The sequence below is a fragment of the Candidatus Melainabacteria bacterium RIFOXYA2_FULL_32_9 genome (assembly GCA_001784615.1).
Classification (GTDB): Bacteria; Cyanobacteriota; Vampirovibrionia; order Gastranaerophilales; family UBA9579; genus UBA9579.
The window spans coordinates 9,097-11,960 of the sequence record MFRQ01000024.1 but is presented as its reverse complement, the minus strand read 5'-3'; the positions used below and the strand labels follow the sequence as shown (position 1 = coordinate 11,960).

3 protein-coding genes and 2 pseudogenes (2 of these 5 only partly in view) are annotated in these 2,864 nt (G+C 32.2%); all 5 read left to right on the top strand.

What is annotated here, in order from left to right:
* Positions 1-6: pseudogene (locus tag A2255_06055) on the top strand (hypothetical protein) (it extends 729 nt beyond the left edge of the window).
* Between the two features lie 253 nt (positions 7-259).
* Positions 260-1,009, top strand: coding sequence for a hypothetical protein (locus A2255_06050; GenBank protein ID OGI22950.1), 750 nt, complete (start codon positions 260-262; stop codon positions 1,007-1,009).
* Positions 1,010-1,038: 29 nt separating this feature from the next.
* Positions 1,039-1,845 carry a glutamate racemase gene (locus A2255_06045; GenBank protein ID OGI22949.1) on the top strand — a complete coding sequence of 269 codons (807 nt, stop codon included), beginning with the start codon at positions 1,039-1,041 and terminating at the stop codon, positions 1,843-1,845.
* A 140-nt stretch (positions 1,846-1,985) separates the two neighbouring features.
* Entirely contained in the window at positions 1,986-2,651 is a 666-nt protein-coding gene (locus A2255_06040) for a hypothetical protein (protein OGI22948.1), read from the top strand.
* Between the two features lie 95 nt (positions 2,652-2,746).
* Positions 2,747-2,864, top strand: a pseudogene (locus tag A2255_06035) (hypothetical protein); it runs 452 nt beyond the window's last position.

The window sequence follows — 2,864 nt, the reverse complement described above, 5'->3', positions numbered from 1 at the left end:
TCCTGAAACTTTAAGAGTAGTTGTTGAGACAGCTGATCCTAATAATTATAAAACTATAATTTCACCAGACTTACAATCACTTGTAATTACGCCAAAAGATAATATAAATATATCTAATTTACCAAATAGTAAAAATGAATGTCAGATACAGGATATAAAAGTACAAAAAATAGATAATAAAACGACGTCAATTATTCTTACTGCAACACAACCTATAATTCACAATATAAGACATTTACACAGGCCTGAAAAGGTTTTATTGGAATTATATAATGTTAATGCTCCTCCTAAAGCTTTAATATCTGCATTACAGAAGTCAAACCAATATCTTGGTGTGGATATTGGTTTTATTGAAAAATATCCAATGGGTTCCAGCTGGTCTTTTCCTATTAATTATGGAGCAAAAATTGAATCAAAATTGAGTATTGATGGAAAAAATCTTGAAATAACGTTTATAGATAAGATTGTTGCACCAAAAGGAAGAGTTGTTATTGATGCAGGCCATGGTGGTAGCGAACCGGGTGCAAAAAGAGCTGGAATTTATGAAAAACATATAACATTAGATATTGCAAAAAAAGTATATAAATACTTGTCTATGGCTGGTGTTGATGTAATAATGACCAGGAATGATGATGATACTCTTTCTCTTAAAGAAAGAACAGAAATCACAAACAGAGTAAATCCAAACGTCTTTGTAAGTATTCATGTGAATGCATGTGAGAATTCCAGAGTAACTGGGCTTGAAACTCATTGGTATACACCTCAAAGTAGGGAACTTGCAAGACACATTCATTCAAGATTAGCAAATTATGTGAAATCGCATGATAGAGGCGTTATTAAATCAATGTTTTACGTCATTCATCATGTAAATGTACCAGCGGTACTTGTTGAAGTTGGTTTTATGTCCAATGATGATGAAAGGTGTCAGATAATGACTGAGGAAAGACAAGAACTAACTGCAAGAGCTGTCGCAGACGGCATAATTCAGTATCTTAGATTTGGATATTGATTTTGTGGCATATTTAAAGGAATTTAATAATGGTTAGTGATAAACCAATTGGTGTTTTTGATTCAGGAGTTGGGGGATTAACAGTTTTAAGAAAGCTTGTTGAAGCACTTCCTGGTGAAAATTATTTATATTTTGGCGATACTGCAAGAGTTCCGTATGGGGAAAAAACTAAAGAGCAGTTAATACAATTTGTAACTGAAATTCTGAACTGGTATAAATATAAAGACGCAAAAGCTGTATTAATGGCCTGTAATACGAGTTCAGCGGTAGTTTTGGATTTTGTTAAAGATAAATATGACTTTCCTATATATGGATTAATAGAACCTACTGCAAAGCATGTTGCTGGTTTAAGTGAGAAAAATATTGGAGTGATTGCAACTTCTGCTACTATTAAATCTAAAGCGTATAGCACGAATATATTAAAGCTTAATACGGATAAAAATGTTTTTGAGATAGGGTGTCCTGGACTTGTTGAAATAGTTGAATCAGGATCTTTGGATTTACCTGAATCTAAAGAATTAGTTAGCAAATATGTCACTCAGCTTCTTGAAAATAACGTAGAAAAAATAATACTTGGTTGCACTCATTACCCTTTTTTAACGGAATTGATTAATCAAGTAACTAATAGACCCGATATGTTAATTGATCCGGCTGATTATCTTGTTAAAGCTGTAGAAATTGAGCTAGAAAAACTAGGAATACTTAGTAATTCTCATTGCGGTTCAAGAAAATACTTTGTAAGTGCCAATGCTGCTAAATTTGCTCAAGTAGGACACAAATTCTATTCAGACTGTACTGAAGTTGAAGAGATTAATTTGGATTTATTGAAAATATAGAATTGGTTATATAGAAAGAAATACTTTAAAATATTATTTATTGAGAAGCTGTTTTAAAATACTCAAGCATTGCACAGTTAGAATAGATAATTTATAATTAATATATAGTGCATAAATTAAGAATATTCTGAGAAGATATTATGAAAATTCAAAAGGCATTTACTTTAGCAGAGACTTTTGTAACTTTAACCATTATTGGAGTAATAGCAGCTTTAACTATTCCTAGCTTAATTGTAAAAGTTACTGATGATCAACTTGCAACCAAATGGAAAAAAACTCTTGCTGAATTATCAGATGCTACACAAAAAATTGACTTGAACCATGATATAGATACAAGCTCTCATGCCAACTTTAGAGATGACTATGCTGAAGTTATGAATTTTATCGCTACAGGTGATTTTAATGTTTTATTAGGAAGTGTTATTACTTATAAGCATTATAAAGGTAATGGCTTTTGGACTACTAGTTCAGGAGCTAATTATGCTGCGGGTCAACTACCGAGTGGAGCTGTTATAGGTTTTTATCGTTATAGTACTACCTGTGCTAGTACTTCTACTGCTGTACTTGGAGGTGGAACATTAACAGGAGTATGTGCAGAGCTTGATATTGATGTAAATGGAGATGATCCTCCTAATATGGTAGGAAAAGATTATAATATGGCCTGGTTAATTAAGAAGGATGGAGTGTATCAGGTAATTTCTGGCGGAACAAATAATGATGGAACAAGCTGTGTTGCTGGTAGTAGTACCTGGAGAAACAGTTTAGGATGCGCTGTTTATCCGCTAAAAGGCACTCCTTTACCATAAAATATTAAATGAAAAGACTTAGCATTGCGCAGTTATAATAGATAATTTATAATTAGCATATAACTCATAAATTAAGAATGTTCTGAGAAGATATTATGAAAATTCAAAAAGCATTTACATTAGCAGAAGCTGTTATAACATTGACAATTGTAGGAGTAATAGCAGCTCTGACTATTCCTAGCTTGATTGTAAAAGTTACTGATGATGAACTTG